This window comes from Jeongeupia naejangsanensis (assembly GCF_016865585.1).
GTDB classification, from domain to species: domain Bacteria; phylum Pseudomonadota; class Gammaproteobacteria; order Burkholderiales; family Chitinibacteraceae; genus Jeongeupia; species Jeongeupia naejangsanensis.
In genome coordinates, this window is the sequence record NZ_JAESND010000001.1 from 71671 (window position 1) to 88232 (window position 16562).

Genomic DNA, 16562 nt, shown 5'->3' on the forward strand with positions numbered 1-16562 from the left:
GAAGGGCGAAAATCATGCTGCCGCCCTCATGTGCTCGCCATCGGTCCCTCTGGCGGTCTCAACGTACTTCAAGACATAGAAGCGAGTGTCGATGCCATTTGAGATCCGGTAGCCGGCTGCAAGGATGGGATTCATCAGCTCGACTACCAATCCATCGCCGACCATCAGGGCGAGAACGGTGGCGTTGCACGTCGTGGGAGATTGTCGCTGCGGGTAATTCGAACGAGGAATGAGGTGAGTGGGGCTCATGTTGCGGACCTTTCCGGCGTGTCGGCCGAAGTGGTGCGCAGCAGGTGGATCTCATGCCATACAAACCGCCCGGGCACCTGCTGCGCTGGGCTGATTTGGCAGAATATAATAGCAATGCTATTGTGTGTAAATAGCAACGATACTAGCCGTGCCGTTGCTTAGGGGGTCACTCAGGACAAGGCGTAGCTGGGGTAACTTTCAGCTATTGGTCGAGGATGAGGGGGCTGCTGCGATGGAAGAAAGTAAGGTTTTCACTGCATCTATCGCATCTGCGCTGAGGATGTTCCGCCTGTCCAACTCGGCAATCAATTCGATGAGTTCTTGTGCCTTGGGGCTGACCGACGTGGTTGAAGCAGACTGGGAGTACTGGTCCAAGTTTGGGGTCGTTGTCATACCCAAGCCGCTTGCCAGTTCAGGATAGATCTCAGCGGGAGGCACTTTGAAAAAATTCGCGAACCGCACTACAGCTTCGGCGTTGAGGGGGATTTTTCCAAGTAGATACTGGCTAACGGTGCCTTGGGTCTGCCATCCGCATGCGAGCGCGAGAGCCAGTTGAGATAGACCGGTTTTTTCCTTCTGGGCGAGAAACAACGCGGTGAGCCTTTCGGCTGCCCGTGCTTCCTCAGAGGTAAGTTTTCTACGAGACATATTAACAACGCTACTTGTAGTTCTCGGTTGAACGCAAAGCGCATTGCTATTGTTTTGAATAAATAGCATTGCTATTATTCGTGCGAAGTTCGATTGGTTTCCCACCGCCACAGCGTGCCCCGCCGTGGCCTTCGCCGGTCACACCGGCTTTTTTCTTCCTGCTGCACTGCCATTGTCGGCGACGCAGCGTCCTTTTTCACCATGTTCCGAGGAGGCGCCCAATGAAACAGGCATACCGCCACGTCGTCGCAGCGGGCCAGATGCTGGCCAAGGGCCATCACAACGGCATCGCCGGACTGGCAGCCGTGATGCACAAGAATCAGGCCATCTTCGCCAACAAGCTAAACCCCAATAACGACGCCAACCAGCTGACGTTGACCGAGGCCGCCGAAATCACCGACCGGATGCAGAGTCCGGTGATCGCGGATGCACTGGCGTCGCTGTGCGGCTACGTGACGGTGCCGTTGCCGGAAGGGCATCGCTCGCTGCGCGAGCTGTCGCGCGAGTTCTGCCTGCTGGCGAAGGAGTGCGGCGACACCGGCGGCGAGATTGCCCGGGCCGAAGCGCCTGACAGCGAGTGGGGCGAGCAACTGAGTCCGGCCGAGCGCAAGCGGATCGAGCAGCACCTGCGTCGTTTGCTGACCGTGGGTGCCGGCATGCTGTTGCAGGTGGGCTGAGGGAGACTGGCGATGATTGCGGTAACGCATGTCGAGGCACGGGCACTGAAGCGCTGCTCGGATCTGGCGAAGCGGGTGTATGTGGCCGGGCTGTTGCGACTGGTGGATCTGCGCGACGCGCACGTCACCGGGCCGAGGCAGTCGATGTTGAACCAGCTGGCGTCGCTGGTGGGACCGGTCCCGGCCTTGGGCCGTCCGCTGGTGTTCGAGGAGCTGCGGGCGGTACTGGCCGAGCTGCTGAATGCGGGTGTGATCGAGAGTCGTGGTGATCTGCGGGTGTTCGACGTGGTGCTGTTGCCTCGGACGAGGTGGGCCGCATGAGTGTGCTGATCTCCGATGCCGAGCGTACTGCGCTCGAATACCTCGATCCGTTCGACTTCAAGCTGTACGTGCTGGGTCTGCGCTGGCATATGGACTACCAGACCGGCATCGTGGGCCGCGCTCGCGGCATCTCGTACCAGAGCCTCTCCGAAGCGGTGGAGAGCCACCCGGAGGCCTGCAGCCGGGCCAAGGCCGTCAAACCCACCGAGAAGCGTCTGCGTTGTGCGCTCGAACGCTTCGAACGGCTGGGCCTAGTGGTGCGCAAACACGACCCGAAGCACCTCGTTTTTTCACTCCCGTTGGCAACGCTGGCCGACGTGCGTCCGAAATCCGAGGGGCAGATGAAGGGCAGGGATGAAGGGCGGGCTGTAACCCGCGTCAATACAGGACTTGGCGCCAATGAGCGGCACCCCTCAGGTAGCGATGAGCGGCACACATCAGAGGTCGGGTTTTTACTCTCCGAATCATCATCATCTGTGGAATCGACCAAGGGAGCAGATGGTGCCGTTGCCGACGAGACGGGATCGGGTAGTGAAGACCAGGAAACGCTTGGTGCACTGGCGACGGTGCTGCGCGATTCCGGCATTCCGGTGTCACCCCGTCATGCCCAGCTGCGCAGCTGAGCCAGCGCCGGGGTCTCGATCGACGAACTCCGTTCGGCAGTAGCCACGGCGCGCAAGTACAAGCCGGTACCGGAAGCGCTGCCGCTGGCGTATCTGGCCAAGGTCCTGCAGACGGCACGCTCATCGAACGTCGTGCCGCTGACTGCAGCCGGTGCGGCAGGCAAACCGTGGTTCGAGTCCTGGTCCGGCATCCAGTCCAAAGGTGAAGCCTTCGGGCTGTTCGAGAAGGACTTCGCCCAGCCGCAGCTGTTCCGCGAGGCGGTGCTGCAGGCGGCCGGGATCGGCCGGCAGGCAATGCGGGTTGCGCACGTCGATGCGGGAGGGTGCTGATGGCCCGCAATCCATGGTTGCGGCCGGCTGGTGCCGATGGCTTCGTGGCCGTGCGGGTGCTGTGGGAACGGTTCGCCGCGGTGTATGGCACCAAGTGGCGTTTGCAGTTTCCGGACGAGGCCTCACAGGTGGTGTGGGGCGAGTCGGCTGCCGCGCTGTTCTACGCCCGCGGCATCCAGTACCGGATGCTCAAGCCGGTGCTCGACCGGCTGCTGGCCACTGTGCGGGCCGACTCGGTGCCGCCGTCGCTGGCCGAACTGGCCGACATGGTGTTGCCGGCGATCGACTTCGCCGCCGCGTTCGACGAGGCCCGGGTACAGGCACCGCTGGTGCTGCTCGGTGCTGCCGTGTGGAGCCAGCCGGCGATCTACTGGGCGGCACGGGACTTCGGTCTGAACCGCATTGCGGCGGCACGCTGGGGGCGCAGCAAAGGCGATTGGGTACGGCTGTTGTCGAAGCGGCTGGCGAGTACTTGCCCGGCGGTACCGGCGAACGTACCGCCGCCCGAATACAAGCGCGGCAATGCCGCGGTGGCTGCCGCCTCGGTGGCGCAACTGAAGGAAATGCTGGCTGCGAAAGCGGCCTGAGCAGGACACAACAAAGCCCGGCAACGATCGGGCTAGGTGATCTCCGGGGCAATATCGGAGGCAATGATGGTTGAAGTACAGATGGATTTGCTGGACAACTGGTCCGCTTGGTTGCGTGGTCTGCCGATGATCGAAGGACGGGCACCAGTGTTGTCGATGTACCTGTCCCCAGAGGAAAAGGCCCAGCGTGGCATGTCCTGCGGTCGCCAGCGTGTCGACGAAGACAGGGCAATGCGGACCGAAGCAGTGGTCAGCGTCATGTCGCCGCAACTGGGGAAATTGCTGCGGCATCACCATGTGCGGCGGGTCAATCCCTCCCGCACGGTTCGGGAGTTGCGGCTGCCGTATCGAGACTATATGGCGCATGTGAAGCATGCCGAGGAGGCCTTCCAGATGCGCTGGAATGACTTTGAGGCAACGGATTTAAAACCGTTGACGCCGACGAAGATGATTCGCTATCTTTCGCTCAACAATTCGATACCGCTTCGGCGCGCCACGACCCAGGACCGGGTGGTTTCGCACGCCTGATAGAATCGAACCGCCAAACCCCGCCGCAGCGATGCGCGGGGTTTTTGCTTTTCCGGGTCGACCGCCGACCAACCCGAGCCCGCCTTGCGCGGGCTTTGTCATTTCCGGAAGAGTCCCATGCAAACCTACTACCTGTTTCGCCGTGCAGACGGCCGCAAAATGATCGACACCGTGGTGCCGTCTGATGCCGACGTGATCGCCGAATGCGAAGCCGACAGCTGGTTGCGGGCGCGCAAGCTACTGGCTGATCTCGACTGACACGATGTCGTTCCTGACGCTGGATTTCGACTTCGGTGCAGTCGAGCGGCAATTGACGGAGCTCGGCAGGAAGCAACTGCCATTCGCCACGGCAAAGTCGCTGACGCAGGCCGCGCAAGCGGTGCAGCAGCAGGTCAGGGCGGACATGCCGAAGCGGTTCGCGATCAGCCGAAAGTGGATCATCAACGGTATCCGCATTGAGCCGGCCCGCAAGAGCCGGCTTTCGGCCAGGGTCTACAGCCGCGACAAGTTCATGGGGCGGCAGGAGTATGGCGGCGAAAAACGCAGCCAGGACACGCAGGTCTGGCGATGGAAGGGCAAGCTGGCCATTCCGACCGACGAGGCGCGCGGTGGCAAGCCGCACGGCGTGGTGCCGAAGAAGAACTGGCCGGAGAACCTCGCCGGCGCGCTGTTCCAGATCCGCACCCGCGACGGGCTCGATCTGCTGTGTCTGCGCCGTCGCGGCCAGGTGCAGGTGATGTACGTGCTCGAGGACGAAGTCGAGGTCGATGCGCGCCTGAAGCTGCGCGAGACTGGCGACCGGATCGCCAACGTAGTATTCCCGAAGCTGTTCGGGACCAACATGGCTCGGGCGATCGCGCAATCACGGCGCCAGGCTACCGGGCGATGATGCTGGCACCGTTTACTGCTGGTGATCGATCGTGTCGCCTACCGCGTTGCGGTGCTGATGCAGCGCCGGCATGAACTCGTGGGCCGGCATCGGCCGGCCAAAGAGGTAGCCCTGCAGATAGGGGATACCGAGTGCCTGCAGGTAGTCGAGTTGTGCTTTTGTCTCGACACCTTCGGCCACCAGGTCGATGTCGAGCCGGGTGGCGAGCTCGACCAGCGTGTCGAGCAGATGACCCGACAGTGTGTCGGCGCCGATGTGCTGGACGAAGCTCTGGTCGATCTTCAGGGCATCAACCTTGAAGCGCTGCAGATAGTTGAGGCTGGCGTGACCGATACCGAAGTCGTCAATCGCCACCTTGACGCCGATGGCGCTGAGCTGCTGGAACAGTTGGTCGGATTCTTCGGTCGGCTCGATCAGTTCTCGCTCGGTCAGCTCCAGCCACAGCTCGATGCTGCCGGGCGGGAAGGCGGCAAGAAAGCTGCGACAGTCATCGAGCAACTGCGGGTCGCGACAGTGGGCCGCGCTGATGTTGAAGCCAAGGTGGCAGTGCGGTGGCAGGTCCGCTGCGTGCGGCGCAAGCACTGCAGCAACCTGCTGCATCAGGTCGCGAGTCATTGGCAGGATCAGTCCGGTCCGTTCGGCCATCGGAATGAACAGGTCGGGCCGGATCAGTCCTTCGCCTGGCAGTCGCCAGCGCATCAGCACTTCGGCGCCTACCCAACGGCCGTCGCAGGCATCGACGATCGGCTGCAGGAACGGTTCGAACTGCTTCGCCTCGAGCGCACGCCGCAAGATGGTCCGTGGTGAACTGGGACGGCCGAGCAGGCGGTAGCAGATCAGACCGACGAACAGTCCTCCCGCTGCGGTTAACGCCAGAAACGGCAGGGTGTAGTTGAGCAGATGGTTTTCGACTGATCCTGTCGGCGAGCCGGCTATGACCGTGTAGGGGTGGCTGTTGGAAGCGCGCTGGGCGAAGGCTTCGCTGAGCTCCGGGATCGGCGCATTGCTGACGCGACCATCCAGACCCATCCGCAAATTGCCGACTTTCAGATAGAGATCGCCTTCCTGTATGGCCAGTTGCAGTACTGCACGGAGATATCGGCTGTCGACGACAGCCATCGCCGAGCCGCCGTTGGCCGAGTAACGAAGCACGAGTAGCGGTATGTCCGGAGTGGCGAAGTTGCCGGCCATCAGGCGCAACCGGCCATCGACGAAGGTCGATGTTTCGAGATCCAGACTGATGGGGCCAAGCAGTGAAGAGCAATACAGCCGGCCACCCCGAGCCAGGTTGATCGACCGGACGTAGGGATTCGTTGCTGCTCTCCATTGCAGAAGATGCTGGTTGTCTACGTTGCAGGTCTCGCTAATCAGGCTCTGGACACTTTCCGCAGCCTGCCTGCTGCTGTCCAGAATCTGGTCCAGTCGTTCGATCGTCTCTGCGACCGATCGCTCTGCCTGTCGTTGCAGTTGTCGCTGCGCCTGAAATACCCCGACACCGAGGCCAAGGAGAGGCAGTGGTAGTGCAACCAGCAACGAGATCAACAAACGCGGCCAAGCCCAGCGACCCGGCCTCGCTTGAGGGAGTTCGCTGCCAGTGTACGTAGGGCTTCGAAACAGAAAAAAAGCGAGGCGGCGTGGCATGAGGGCGATCAACAGGGCCTGGGGCTGCGTACTTTCATCGTAGTCAACTACGGCTTGCCCCCGGAGAAATCTTCCGAGGGCACTGCTGCCAGCACTTGTAGGTAGACAGGCACTGAGCGATGGGGGCTTTGACGCAGGGTGTTGCGGCTCTTTTGCCATTGAAGGCCCCCGTTCGGTGGCAGCCGGGTGCAATCGGTCACACTCGGGAGACAGACCGGCCACCATCGACGGGAGCGCCGTCCAGACTGGGCCGGGACGGGGCGCGGGTCAATCAGGACTTTCTGAGGTGGTGCGGTTGCTGCGCGCTCGGGTCCTTCCGGGCGGGGCGGCCCGCACGGGTATCGCGGCCCCGATGGTCCGCAGCGGTCCGGTTTTCCGGAATTGCTTAACACTTAACAACTTAACAGGGCTTTACCGATAGCTCCGGTCAATGAGGTGCTGCATGGAAGCCCTGACGAAATCCGCTTTCGCCAAGCTGCGGGGGTACAGCCGCGCCTACGTCACCCAGTTGGGTAACGCCGGGCGGCTGGTGCTCGACGACGAGGGTCTGGTGCTGGTGGCCGAGTCCGACCGGCTGATTGCGGCGACGGCCGATCCGTCGCGGGCCAGACGCAAGGCGGCCCCACGCAAGGACTGGAACAGCGTGACGGCCGACACCGGTTTGCCCGACTTCCAGACGGTCCGGACCCAGAACGAGATCAAGCGGGGCGTGCAGCTCGACATCGAGATTGCCGAAGCCCTCAAGCAACTGGTGGCGGCCGACGAGGTCGCGCTGGCGGTGGCCGACATTGCCGGCGCCGTGCGCGCCGCGCTCGAGCGCCTGCCTGACCGCTTGTCGATGCCGATCGCGGCCGAGACCGATCCGGGTCGGGTCTACGACCTGCTCGACCGCGAAATCACGCTGGTCATTGAGGAGGTGCACCGGTTGATGACGGTGCTGCCGGAACAGAACGAGGAGGCCATATGCTGATGACCGGGTTGCGCGACAGCTACCGCTTCGCGTGCGAGACGGTGGCGAAGGTCTTCGCCCCACGGCTGCGCCTGAGCGTGTCGGGCTGGGCTGACCGGTTCCGGCGGCTGCCGCAGAAGGGCGCATCGGAACCGGGGCAGTGGCACACCGACCGGACGCCGTTCCTGCGCGAGATCATGGATGCGCTGTCGGCCGACAGCCACGTCCGCCGGGTCGTGTTCATGAAGTCGTCGCAGGTCGGCGGGACCGAGGCCGGCAACAACTGGCTGGGCTACGTGATCGACCACGATCCGGGGCCGATGATGGTCGTGCAGCCCACGCTCAAGGTCGCCAGTCGCTGGGCCAAGCAGCGGCTGGAACCGATGATCAAGGAAACGCCGGCACTGGCCAGCAAGATCGTCGCCACCGGCAGCCGGGACGGCAGCAACACGGCCGAGCTGAAGGATTTTCCGGGCGGGGTGGTGATCATTTCCGGCGCCAATTCGGCGTCGAGCCTGCGATCGATGCCGGCCAAGTACCTGTTCCTCGACGAGGTCGATGCCTATGTCGACGACCTCGACGGCGAGGGTTCGCCGATCGATCTGGCCGAACGCCGGACGACGACCTTCCCGCGGCGCAAGATCCTGCTGGTGTCGACCCCCACGGTGCGCGACGCCAGTGCGATCGAGGCCGAATACGAGGCCAGCGACCAGCGCCGCTACCACGTGCCGTGTCCCCACTGCGGCGAGCTGCAGTGGTTGCAGTGGAAGGGTCTGCGCTGGTGCGACAACGACGGCAGCGTGCAGGTGCCGGTTCATGCACTGACCCGCGCCTGGTACGTGTGCGAGCACTGCGACGCGCCGATCGAGGAGAACCACAAGACGGCGATGCTGGCCCGAGGGCAGTGGGTTCCGGGCTTTCCGGAACGGACGGCAAGGGGCTACCACATCAACGCGCTGTACACGCCGATCGGCCTCGGCGATTCGTGGCTCGACCACGCCCGCGGCTGGATCCGCAGCCAGGGGAACCCGATGCGACTGAAGGTCTTCATCAACACCGTGCTCGGCGAGACCTGGGAAGAGCGCCGTAACGCCATCAAGCACGACGAGCTCAAGGCGCGGGCCGAGCCGTTCCGCTTGCGGACGGTACCGGCCGGCTGCCTGCTGCTGACTTGCGGTGTCGACACCCAGGACGACCGGCTCGCGGTGCAGCTGATGGGGCACGGCCGGAACGGCCAGATCTGGATCCTCGACTGGTTCGAGCTGCCGGGCATTCCGTCCGACGACGCGCTCTGGGCCCGGTTCGATGCGTACCGGACCACGCCGCTCCGCAACCAGTGGGGCATCGACATGCGGATCGAGATGACCGCCATCGATACCGGCGGCCACTTCACCCACTTCGTCTACAACTACTGCCGCATGCGGCAGAACCAGGGCGTGCTGGCGATCAAGGGCGCATCGCAGGCGAACAAGCCCATCCTCGGCAAACCGGGCCATCCGGACGTGCTCTACCAGGGCGAGACGATCACGGCCGGCGTGCAGTTGTGGCCGGTCGGTACCGATACCGCCAAGACCACGCTGATGAGCTACCTCGTGCAGGACCGGAACGCGGTGCTGGGCGAGCGCAGGGTGCACTTTTCCGACCAGTTGCCGGACGAGTACTACCAGCAGCTCACGGCCGAGAAGTTCGACCCGCTGCACCACCGCTGGGTCAAGCCCAAGAACGCCCGCAACGAGGCGCTGGATACCGCCGTGTATGCCATGGCCGCAGCACAGCATCCGGCATACCGGATCCATGTCGCCACCGACGCGGACTGGGAACGGCGCGAAGCGCTGCTGCAGCCCCGGGTGCGGGACCTGTTTGCCGAGCCCGTGCCACCGCTACCCGAACCACCTCCGCCGGCCGACGTGCCGGTGGCGCAACCGACACCCCGACGCCCCGTTCCAAGCGGGGCGTCGCCACATCCGGCCGCCGACGACTGGGTCGGCGAGACCGGCGACTACTGGAGAGACTGATGGCCGAATTTACCCTCGACGACCTGAACGAGCTGAGCCGGGCCATTGCCAGCGGCGAACTCACGATCGAGCGCGACAACCGCAAGGTGACCTACCGTTCGATGGACGAACTGATGACGGCCCGGAACCTGGTGCGCAACGACCTGATCAGGGCCGGTCTGATCCGTGACGGCGACAGCCGCTCGGTCGCGGCCTCGTTCGACCGGTACTGAGACGATGAACGTCTTCGACAGCATCGTCGGCTTCTTCAGCCCGCGGGCCGGACTCGCACGCTGGGCCGACCGGCAGGTGCTCGACGAGGTCCGCCGGTTCGACGGCGCGCAGAAGGGCCGCCGCACCGACGGTTGGCTCACGCCCGGCACCTCGGCCAATGCGACCAATGCGCTGTCGCTGCCGGTGCTGCGCAACCGGGCTCGCGATCTCGTCGACAACAACGAATGGGCCGCCGGGGCCGTGCGGCGCTGGATCGCGCAGGCGGTCGGTACCGGCATCGTGCCGGACTGGGGCGACCGAGATGCGGTCGATGCGCTGTGGCAGCAATGGGCGAAGGTGGCTGATGCCGACGGCGGCAGCTTTGCCGCGGCGCTGGCGCTGATCGCACGGACGGCGTTCGTCTCGGGCGAGGTGCTGATCCGGATCCGGCCGCGCAAGACCAGCGACGGCCTGCCGGTACCGTTCCAGATCCAGGTGCTCGAGCCGGACTACCTAGACGTGTCCGGCGACGGGGCGCTCGATGGTGGCGGCTACCGGCAGGACGGGATCGAGTTCGATGCGATCGGCCGCCGCGTGGCGTACTGGCTATTCGACCGGCATCCGGGCGACGACCACGCATCGATGCGGACGACGACCAGCCATCGCGTGCCCGCACGCTGGGTCATCCACCACTTCGAGGTGCTGCGCCCGGGCCAGCATCGCGGCGTGACGCGCTTTGCACCGGTGATCATGTCGATGCGCGACCTCGGCGATTACGAGGATGCGACGCTGATGCGCAAGAAGGTCGAGGCCTGCATCGGCGCGGTGATCACATCGACCGACGTGCGCATGCCGGCGGCGCTGGGCATGCCGGTGGATTCCGTCGGAGAGACGGCATCGGGCAGTGCCGGCCGAGGCGGGCGGCGCAACGGACCGCGGCTCACGCCGGGGATGATGACCCGCATCAACCCGGGCGAGAGCATCAATTTCCTGAATCCGACGGCCAGCGCCGACTACCAGATCTACACGCGGCGGCGCGACCGCGGCGTGGCCACCGGCCTCGGTGTCACCTACGAGCAGCTGACCGGCGACTACTCGCAGGTCAATTTTTCGTCGGGACGGATGGGGCGCGGCGAGTTCCGCGCCGAGATCCAGCAATACCAGCTGCTGTGCCTGATTCCGCAGGTGTGCGAAGCGATCGCCACCGCATTTCTGGCCATGGCCCACGTGGCCGGGCTGCTCCGGCCGGACGAGCTGGCGCCGCCGGAGGACTGGACCACGCCGGGCTGGATGATGACCGACCCGGGGCGCGAAGTGCCGGCGATGCTGATGCAGCTCGATGCCGGTCTCGCCAGCTGGGGCGACGCCTGTCGTGCCGCCGGGATCAACCCGCGCCGGCAGCTGCAGGTGCTGCAGAAACAGAACGACGCGCTGCAGGGGCTGATCGGTGCGCTGAACTTCAGCGGCAAGCACGCCACCGGCGCCGTCGACATCCCGGATCCGCCGGACGACGACCAGCCTGCCGGCGACAAGGCTGCCGGTGCTTCATCAACCTGACCCACCCGCCCATGGCGGGTGTTTTCACATCTGGAGGTGGCGATGTCCAAACCGGACAGAACGCAGGACCCCGACGGGCCGCTGATCCGTGGCGGGCTGCCGCTGCAGAGCCGGGCCTACGCCGTCACGTCGGTCAACGAAGCCGCGCGCACGGTCGAGCTGGTCTGGACCACCGGCGCCGCGGTGCGCCGTTTCGACTGGCAGCGCTGGCGTTACTTCATCGAAGAGCTGGAGGTGTCCGACGCGGCGATCCGGCTCGAGCGCCTCAACGGTGGCGCCGGCCTGCTCGACAACCACAACAGCGGCGAACTGAGCGACCAGATCGGCGTGGTCGAACGCGCCTGGCTCGAGGGCGGACTCGGCCATGCCGAGGTGCGTTTCAGCCGCCGCGCCGAGGTCGAGCCGGTCTGGCAGGACGTCGTCGACGGCGTGATCCGCAACGTCAGCGTCGGCTACGTCGTGCACGGCTACGAGATCACCGAGACCGAAGGCCAGACACCGGTTTACCGCGCCATCGACTGGGAACCCTACGAGCTGTCGATGGTGCCCATCCCTGCGGATCCCGGTGCCGTGACCCGCAGTGCCGTCCCGGCCGACCTGCCGGATTTCCCGATTCATTACCGATACACCCATGCAGCCCAAGAGGAACCCCCGATGGACCAAGCGCAACCGGCAATTCAGCCCGAGCAAACCGAACGCCAGCAAGCGATCGATCCGCCGGCAGCACCGGCGCAGCAGCGCAGCCAGCCGGCTGCCACACCCGCGGCAGCGGATTCGGCCGATGCCGTCGCCACCGAACGCCAGCGCGGCATCGAGATCCGCACGCTGGTGCGCAAGTCCGGCCTCGACGAGGCGCTGGCCGACGAGCTGATCGGCAACGGCACGCCGCTGGCCCGCGCCCACGAGGCGATTTTCCAGCGGCTGTTCGACGACGACCAGGTCGCGCCGACACGCAGCGGCATCGTCCAGACCGTCCGCGACGAAACCGACGTCCGCCGCACGGCGATGACCGAGGCGATGCTGCACCGGGCCCAGCCGGGCCAGTACCCGCTGACCGACGCGGCCCGCAACTTCCGCGGCATGTCGCTGGTCGACCTCGGCCGCGAGTGCGTCGAGCGCGCCGGCGGCCGGACCCGCGGACTGGTGCCGGCCGAGATCGCCGATCTGGCCCTGAACAACACCCGCGGCGCCGGCATGGCGTCGACCAGCGACTACCCGATCATCCTCGGCAACGTCATCAGCCGGGTGCTGCAGTCGGGCTATGCGCTGGCCGGCCAGACCTTCTGGCCGCTGGTGCGCGAACGGACCGCGGCGGATTTCCGCGAGCTGGTCGGCGTGTCGGTCGGTCAGGACCTGTCGTTCAAGCCGCTGGACGAGCACGGCGAGTATCAGGAAGGGAAGCTGCTCGAGAGCGAGCAGCGCTACCGGTTGCAGACCTACGGCCGCAAGATCAGCGTGACCCGGCAGCTCATCATCAACGACGACCTCGGCGTGTTCACCAACCTGGCTGCGCGCTTCGGCCGGTCCGCCGCGAACCTCGAATCCGATCTGGTGTGGAGCCTGATCATCAGCAATCTGCTGATGGCCGACGGCAAGTCACTGTTCTGCGCCGACCACGCCAACGATGCCGAAACCGGCGCGGCGATCAGCGTCGACGCCATCGGCGAACTCGACACCCTGATCGGCCTGCAGACCGACATGAGCGGCGATGCGCTCAACCTGGGCAGCAAGTACCTGATCGTGCCGCGCTCGCTCAAGCTCGCGGCCAGCAAGGCCATCGCGGTGATCTCGCCGAACAAGGCCGAAGACACCAACCCCTTCCAGAACGACCTGCAGATCATCGCCGAACCACGGCTCGACCGCGCCGACAAGGCGGCCTGGTATCTGGCGACCGACCCGGCGCAGTGCCCGATTGTCGAGCTGGCCTATCTCGAGGGCCAGCGTGGCGTCTACACCGCGACCCGCGAGGGCTTCGACGTCGACGGCATCGAGGTCAAGGCGCGGCTCGACATCGGTGTCGGCCTGCAGGATTTCCGCGGCATCGCCCGCAACAAGGGCCAGTGAGCCCGAGGAGAGACCATGCTCAATTACGTGCAACAGGGCGACAGCCTGACCGTCACCGCCGCAGCCGACACGCTGTCGGGCGACCCCGTCCTCGTCGGTCACCTGTTCGGCGTCGCGACTCACGACGCCCCGGCCGGCCAGCCGCTGACGATCAAGACCTCGGGCGTGTTCGACCTGCCCAAGCTCTCTGCCGACGAAGTGACCGTCGGCGGTCCGCTGTACTTCGATGCGACGAAGCATGCGTTGACCGGCACCAAGCCGGCCGATGCGTCGACGGCGCCGTTCGTGGCCGTCGCGACCGTGGCCGCCGGCAACAACACCGGCAGTGTGCGGGCCCGCCTCAACGGCGTGGCGGTCTGATGGGCTCGCCCGCGGATCGCCATCTGTACGGCTCGCTGCGGTCGCTGCTGCGCACTTTCGGCGAACCAGCCGTGCTGGACGACAGCACGGTCATCACGGTGCTGTTCGATGCGCCGGTAAAGCTCGAAGGCCTGCCGGGCGGGATCTCGCTGGTCGACAACCTGCCGACTGCTCGCTACCGGCTGGCCGACCTGCCGGCCGGGACCACGACGCTGCACCGACGGCTGGTCACGATCCGTGATCAGGTCTGGCTGGTCGCCAATGTCGAACCCGGCGACGACGGCACCGAACGGGCGCAACTGGGGGTGAGGTCATGACGCCGCAGCACCAGCTCGACGCGATCTGCGCCGCGCTGCAGGCGACGCTGACCAACCGGACGCAGGCCAGGGCCTGCGTTTTTCGTCATAGGGCCAGGCATTTCCAGGCGCCGGACATGCCGGCGCTGAATGTTTACGACGGCGTCACCAGTTGCGAGATCTGGAGCGATCCGCCCCGGGTACTCAAGTTCGACACCGAACTGATCGTCGTACTGCATATCGCCGGCGGCGAATTGGCCGACGCCGTGGCCAAGCAGCTGCTGGCCGAAGTCGAGGCGGCGATCCATGCCAACCCGCGACTGGATGCGACCGGGCAGGGCGACTACCAGCTTGCCGACGAACTGGTACCGGTCCGTTACGAGGCCTTTGCCGACGGCGAACAGGGGCACGACTACCAGGGCTACGTCACCACGTGGCGCGCGACCTGGTATCAGGACGTCAGCTACCCGACCGAGGGGACGACTCTGCCGTCGCTGCTTGGCGTCACCACCCGCTACGACCTCGCGCCCGCCGACGGCGCGATCGACGCGACGGACATCGTGCCGCCGCAGGAGAAGACATGAACAAGACCACCACGAAACCCGCTGCTCGCGGCAACCGCATCCTCGTGCGGCCCAAGCCCGGGCGGCGCGTGCTTGATCCCGAAACCGGTCAGGCCCTGCCGCCGGACGGCGCATGGGTGGCCGCGCGCCATCAGGGCCACTGGCTGCGGCGCTACCGCGCCGGCAGCGTGGACTTTCCGGTGCCGGCTGCCGACACCACCACGGAGGATGCAGCGTGATCAGTTTCGACAACATTCCCACCGGCTGGCGTGTGCCGGGCGCGCAGGTCGAGATCAGCAACGTCCGTGCCGGACAGGACCTGTCGCTGCAGCCGTACCGGGTGCTGCTGATCGCGCAGGCCTTGGCCGATGTCGCGCCGGGCCTGTACCGCGGCACCTCGGCCGATCAGGTGATCTCCCAATGCGGCGACGGCTCGCAGCTCGCCGGCATGGCCACGGCGTACTTTGCCGCCAACCAGACGACCGAGACCTGGTACTACCCGCTGCAGGACGTCGAGGACGCGGTCGCCGCGGTCTGGACCGCGACGATCACCGGCCCGGCGAGCGGCGACGGTGCGCTGGTGCTTGATCTGGCCGGCGATATCGTCCGCGTCGGCGTGCTGGCCGGAGACGATACGTCGACCATCGCGCAAGCGACCGTCGACGCCGTTGCGGCCGTGACGGGCGCGATGTTCACCGCAGCGCTCGCAGCCGGTACCGGCGTGACCTTCACCGCCCGCAATGCCGGTGCCGCCGGCAACGGCATGACGCTCGACCTCAATCCCGATGCCGACGATGCGCTGCCGGCCGGGGTGGCGGTGACGATCAGCCAGACCGTGCAGGGCGTGACGAATCCGGATCTGTCCGAGGTGGTCGCGGCGATGGGCGACGTGCAGTTCAACATCATCACCCACCCGTACACCGACGCGGCCAATCTGCGCATCCTCGACCAGGAACTGGAGAGCCGCTGGGAGCCGCCGCGGCAGATCGAAGGCATGGCGGTATCGGCGGTGATCGAATCGTTCGACGATCTGGCCGACCTCGGCGACGGACAAAACTCGCCGAACCACATCATCGTCGGCACGCCGGCCATGCCGTCGGCGGTCTGGCGTGTGGCCGGCGGCACCGCCGGGCGGCTGGCGTTTTCGGCGTCGCAGGATCCGGCCCGACCGTTCCAGACGCTGACGCTGCCCGGGCTGCGCGGCCCGAAGCCGGCGGCGCAGCTGACCGGGACCGAGAACAACCTGCTACTGCACGACGGGATCTCGACGCTGGCGACGATGACCGACCGCACCGTGGCGATCCAGCGCCTGATCACCACCTACCGGACCAATGCGCTGGGCGCCGCAGACGCGAGCTACCTCGACCCGAACACGCGGCTGACGCTGGCCGCGATCCGCTACGACTGGCGCAACTATGTACTGAACAAGCTGCTCGGCGGCCGCTACAAGGTCGGCAAGGATGGCACCAAGTTCGGCGCCGGCCAGCCGGTCATGACGCCGAAGGGCCTCGAGGCCGAGGCCGTGTCGCGCTTCAAGCTCTGGATGGATCGCGGCTGGGTCCAGGACCTCGAGACGTTCAAGACCAACCTGCATGCCGAGATCGACAGCGCCGACCCGACCCACCTGAACCTGCTGATGGTGCCGGATCTGGTCGTGCCGCTGCTGATGGTCGGCACCCGCATCGAATTCGTGAGGGGATGAGCATGGCCACACAGAACCGCCGGGCCGGGACGATCTACTTCAAGGTCGACGGCTACCAGTACGACGCCAAGGGCGACTTCACCTACAACCTCGGCAACCCGAAGCGGGAAGGGATCATCGGCGCCGACGGCATCCACGGCTTCAAGGAAACGCCGCAGCTGCCCTACATCGAGGGCAAGTTGACCGACAAGGCCGATCTCGACCTCGACAAGCTGACCCTGCTCGACGACGTGACCGTCACGCTCGAGCTGGCCAACGGCAAGGTCATTACCGGCGCGAACATGTGGTACGCGGCCGACGGCAACGGCAGTACCGGCGAGGCCGAGCTCGACGTGCGCTTCGAAGGCAAGACCAAACTCGAGGAGATCTGA

22 protein-coding genes are annotated in these 16562 nt (G+C 65.6%); 19 read left to right on the top strand and 3 right to left on the bottom strand.

All coding sequences use genetic code 11. The features are described 5' to 3' along the window. Positions 1-12 precede the first annotated feature (12 nt). Positions 13-249: a hypothetical protein gene (locus tag JMJ54_RS00330; protein WP_203535964.1), complete on the bottom strand. Its 237-nt coding sequence runs from the start codon at positions 247-249 to the stop codon at positions 13-15. A 198-nt stretch (positions 250-447) separates the two neighbouring features. Then, positions 448-966 carry a helix-turn-helix domain-containing protein gene (locus JMJ54_RS00335; RefSeq protein ID WP_203535965.1) on the bottom strand — a complete coding sequence of 173 codons (519 nt, stop codon included), beginning with the start codon at positions 964-966 and terminating at the stop codon, positions 448-450. Between the two features lie 152 nt (positions 967-1118). Between JMJ54_RS00335 and JMJ54_RS00340 the strand changes: the two genes are divergently transcribed. The 8 genes from JMJ54_RS00340 (at position 1119) to JMJ54_RS00375 (ending at position 4852) form a co-directional block, all read left to right on the top strand. Next, positions 1119-1574, top strand: a complete 456-nt coding sequence (locus tag JMJ54_RS00340; RefSeq protein WP_203535966.1) for a phage regulatory CII family protein — start codon at positions 1119-1121, stop codon at positions 1572-1574. Between the two features lie 12 nt (positions 1575-1586). After that, entirely contained in the window at positions 1587-1895 is a 309-nt protein-coding gene (locus JMJ54_RS00345; protein ID WP_203535967.1) for a hypothetical protein, read from the top strand. Further along, positions 1892-2518, top strand: coding sequence for a hypothetical protein (locus tag JMJ54_RS00350; protein ID WP_203535968.1), 627 nt, complete (start codon positions 1892-1894; stop codon positions 2516-2518). The genes JMJ54_RS00345 and JMJ54_RS00350 overlap by 4 nt, the downstream gene beginning before the upstream one ends. A 132-nt stretch (positions 2519-2650) precedes the next feature. Next, positions 2651-2848 carry a hypothetical protein gene (locus JMJ54_RS00355; protein ID WP_203535969.1) on the top strand — a complete coding sequence of 66 codons (198 nt, stop codon included), beginning with the start codon at positions 2651-2653 and terminating at the stop codon, positions 2846-2848. Then, positions 2848-3435, top strand: a complete 588-nt coding sequence (locus tag JMJ54_RS00360; protein ID WP_203535970.1) for a hypothetical protein — start codon at positions 2848-2850, stop codon at positions 3433-3435. Before JMJ54_RS00355 ends, JMJ54_RS00360 begins: the two co-directional genes overlap by 1 nt. A 66-nt stretch (positions 3436-3501) precedes the next feature. After that, positions 3502-3963: a hypothetical protein gene (locus JMJ54_RS00365; protein ID WP_203535971.1), complete on the top strand. Its 462-nt coding sequence runs from the start codon at positions 3502-3504 to the stop codon at positions 3961-3963. A 117-nt stretch (positions 3964-4080) separates the two neighbouring features. Beyond that, complete coding sequence (locus JMJ54_RS00370; RefSeq protein WP_203535972.1) at positions 4081-4221, top strand: hypothetical protein; 141 nt, start codon at positions 4081-4083, stop codon at positions 4219-4221. Between the two features lie 4 nt (positions 4222-4225). Then, positions 4226-4852, top strand: coding sequence for a hypothetical protein (locus JMJ54_RS00375; RefSeq protein ID WP_203535973.1), 627 nt, complete (start codon positions 4226-4228; stop codon positions 4850-4852). Positions 4853-4864: 12 nt separating this feature from the next. Here JMJ54_RS00375 and JMJ54_RS00380 read toward each other — a convergent pair whose 3' ends face one another. Further along, positions 4865-6493, bottom strand: a complete 1629-nt coding sequence (locus JMJ54_RS00380; protein WP_203535974.1) for an EAL domain-containing protein — start codon at positions 6491-6493, stop codon at positions 4865-4867. 442 nt (positions 6494-6935) lie between these two features. Here JMJ54_RS00380 and JMJ54_RS00385 point away from each other — a divergent pair, with 442 nt between their 5' ends. From JMJ54_RS00385 to JMJ54_RS00435, 11 genes are read left to right on the top strand one after another with little or no spacing between them, the layout of a single operon-like run. Beyond that, on the top strand, positions 6936-7463 hold the full coding sequence (locus tag JMJ54_RS00385; RefSeq protein ID WP_203535975.1) for a hypothetical protein: 528 nt from the start codon (positions 6936-6938) through the stop codon (positions 7461-7463). Continuing rightward, positions 7457-9457 carry a phage terminase large subunit family protein gene (locus JMJ54_RS00390; protein WP_203535976.1) on the top strand — a complete coding sequence of 667 codons (2001 nt, stop codon included), beginning with the start codon at positions 7457-7459 and terminating at the stop codon, positions 9455-9457. The genes JMJ54_RS00385 and JMJ54_RS00390 overlap by 7 nt, the downstream gene beginning before the upstream one ends. After that, positions 9457-9669 (top strand): phage head-tail joining protein, encoded by a 213-nt coding sequence (locus JMJ54_RS00395; protein WP_189459398.1) that lies wholly within the window; start codon positions 9457-9459, stop codon positions 9667-9669. Before JMJ54_RS00390 ends, JMJ54_RS00395 begins: the two co-directional genes overlap by 1 nt. A gap of 4 nt (positions 9670-9673) precedes the next feature. After that, complete coding sequence (locus JMJ54_RS00400) at positions 9674-11206, top strand: phage portal protein (protein ID WP_203535977.1); 1533 nt, start codon at positions 9674-9676, stop codon at positions 11204-11206. Positions 11207-11248: 42 nt separating this feature from the next. Then, a complete protein-coding gene (locus JMJ54_RS00405) occupies positions 11249-13270 on the top strand; it encodes a prohead protease/major capsid protein fusion protein (RefSeq protein ID WP_203535978.1) in 2022 nt (673 codons plus the stop codon). A 15-nt stretch (positions 13271-13285) separates the two neighbouring features. Next, positions 13286-13630: a DUF2190 family protein gene (locus tag JMJ54_RS00410; protein ID WP_203535979.1), complete on the top strand. Its 345-nt coding sequence runs from the start codon at positions 13286-13288 to the stop codon at positions 13628-13630. Then, positions 13630-13947: a head-tail joining protein gene (locus tag JMJ54_RS00415; protein WP_203535980.1), complete on the top strand. Its 318-nt coding sequence runs from the start codon at positions 13630-13632 to the stop codon at positions 13945-13947. Before JMJ54_RS00410 ends, JMJ54_RS00415 begins: the two co-directional genes overlap by 1 nt. Continuing rightward, complete coding sequence (locus JMJ54_RS00420) at positions 13944-14510, top strand: hypothetical protein (protein WP_203535981.1); 567 nt, start codon at positions 13944-13946, stop codon at positions 14508-14510. The genes JMJ54_RS00415 and JMJ54_RS00420 overlap by 4 nt, the downstream gene beginning before the upstream one ends. Continuing rightward, the gene (locus JMJ54_RS00425) at positions 14507-14728 is read left to right on the top strand and encodes a DUF2635 domain-containing protein (protein WP_203535982.1); all 222 of its coding nucleotides are present in this window, start codon (positions 14507-14509) and stop codon (positions 14726-14728) included. The genes JMJ54_RS00420 and JMJ54_RS00425 overlap by 4 nt, the downstream gene beginning before the upstream one ends. Continuing rightward, the gene (locus JMJ54_RS19485) at positions 14725-16191 is read left to right on the top strand and encodes a phage tail sheath subtilisin-like domain-containing protein (protein ID WP_203535983.1); all 1467 of its coding nucleotides are present in this window, start codon (positions 14725-14727) and stop codon (positions 16189-16191) included. Before JMJ54_RS00425 ends, JMJ54_RS19485 begins: the two co-directional genes overlap by 4 nt. 2 nt (positions 16192-16193) lie before the next feature. After that, complete coding sequence (locus tag JMJ54_RS00435) at positions 16194-16562, top strand: phage tail tube protein (RefSeq protein ID WP_203535984.1); 369 nt, start codon at positions 16194-16196, stop codon at positions 16560-16562.

Excerpts from the sequence above, each read along its gene's own strand:
- JMJ54_RS00415 (WP_203535980.1), top strand. The coding sequence starts at position 13,630 with ATGGGCTCGCCCGCGGATCGCCATCTGTACGGCTCGCTGCGGTCGCTG.
- JMJ54_RS00405 (WP_203535978.1), top strand. The coding sequence starts at position 11,249 with ATGTCCAAACCGGACAGAACGCAGGACCCCGACGGGCCGCTGATCCGT.
- JMJ54_RS00395 (WP_189459398.1), top strand. The coding sequence starts at position 9,457 with ATGGCCGAATTTACCCTCGACGACCTGAACGAGCTGAGCCGGGCCATT.
- JMJ54_RS00330 (WP_203535964.1), bottom strand. The coding sequence starts at position 249 with ATGAGCCCCACTCACCTCATTCCTCGTTCGAATTACCCGCAGCGACAA.
- JMJ54_RS00380 (WP_203535974.1), bottom strand. The coding sequence starts at position 6,493 with ATGCCACGCCGCCTCGCTTTTTTTCTGTTTCGAAGCCCTACGTACACT.
- JMJ54_RS00370 (WP_203535972.1), top strand. The coding sequence starts at position 4,081 with ATGCAAACCTACTACCTGTTTCGCCGTGCAGACGGCCGCAAAATGATC.
- JMJ54_RS00340 (WP_203535966.1), top strand. The coding sequence starts at position 1,119 with ATGAAACAGGCATACCGCCACGTCGTCGCAGCGGGCCAGATGCTGGCC.
- JMJ54_RS00425 (WP_203535982.1), top strand. The coding sequence starts at position 14,507 with ATGAACAAGACCACCACGAAACCCGCTGCTCGCGGCAACCGCATCCTC.
- JMJ54_RS00360 (WP_203535970.1), top strand. The coding sequence starts at position 2,848 with ATGGCCCGCAATCCATGGTTGCGGCCGGCTGGTGCCGATGGCTTCGTG.
- JMJ54_RS00335 (WP_203535965.1), bottom strand. The coding sequence starts at position 966 with ATGCTATTTATTCAAAACAATAGCAATGCGCTTTGCGTTCAACCGAGA.
- JMJ54_RS00390 (WP_203535976.1), top strand. The coding sequence starts at position 7,457 with ATGCTGATGACCGGGTTGCGCGACAGCTACCGCTTCGCGTGCGAGACG.
- JMJ54_RS00350 (WP_203535968.1), top strand. The coding sequence starts at position 1,892 with ATGAGTGTGCTGATCTCCGATGCCGAGCGTACTGCGCTCGAATACCTC.
- JMJ54_RS00400 (WP_203535977.1), top strand. The coding sequence starts at position 9,674 with ATGAACGTCTTCGACAGCATCGTCGGCTTCTTCAGCCCGCGGGCCGGA.
- JMJ54_RS00435 (WP_203535984.1), top strand. The coding sequence starts at position 16,194 with ATGGCCACACAGAACCGCCGGGCCGGGACGATCTACTTCAAGGTCGAC.
- JMJ54_RS00385 (WP_203535975.1), top strand. The coding sequence starts at position 6,936 with ATGGAAGCCCTGACGAAATCCGCTTTCGCCAAGCTGCGGGGGTACAGC.
- JMJ54_RS00420 (WP_203535981.1), top strand. The coding sequence starts at position 13,944 with ATGACGCCGCAGCACCAGCTCGACGCGATCTGCGCCGCGCTGCAGGCG.
- JMJ54_RS00375 (WP_203535973.1), top strand. The coding sequence starts at position 4,226 with ATGTCGTTCCTGACGCTGGATTTCGACTTCGGTGCAGTCGAGCGGCAA.
- JMJ54_RS00345 (WP_203535967.1), top strand. The coding sequence starts at position 1,587 with ATGATTGCGGTAACGCATGTCGAGGCACGGGCACTGAAGCGCTGCTCG.
- JMJ54_RS00410 (WP_203535979.1), top strand. The coding sequence starts at position 13,286 with ATGCTCAATTACGTGCAACAGGGCGACAGCCTGACCGTCACCGCCGCA.
- JMJ54_RS00365 (WP_203535971.1), top strand. The coding sequence starts at position 3,502 with ATGGTTGAAGTACAGATGGATTTGCTGGACAACTGGTCCGCTTGGTTG.